The following is a 260-nucleotide window of genomic DNA, read 5'->3' as shown; positions in this document are numbered from 1 at the left end:
CCTTATACCTTTACACTCTATGAATGATTTCCAACCATTCTGAGGGAACCTTTGAGCGCCTCCGTTACCTTTTGGGAGGCGACCGCCCCAGTCAAACTGCCCACCTGACACTGTCTCCCACCACGATCAGTGGTGCGGGTTAGAAATCCAACACAGCGAGGGTAGTATCCCACCAACGCCTCCACGTAAGCTAGCGCTCACGTATCTAAGGCTCCTACCTATCCTGTACAAGCTGTGCCGAATTTCAATATCAGGCTACA

1 rRNA gene is annotated in these 260 nt (G+C 51.5%); it reads right to left on the bottom strand.

Going from position 1 to position 260, the window contains the following annotated elements:
* Positions 1–260 (bottom strand): 23S ribosomal RNA (locus N9R04_RS11390); the annotation flags it as partial.

Origin of the sequence: Staphylococcus marylandisciuri (assembly GCF_025519785.1) — a bacterium.
GTDB classification, from domain to species: domain Bacteria; phylum Bacillota; class Bacilli; order Staphylococcales; family Staphylococcaceae; genus Staphylococcus; species Staphylococcus marylandisciuri.
The sequence above is the reverse complement of the archived record's forward strand: the minus strand, read 5'-3'. Positions and strand labels throughout refer to the sequence as shown.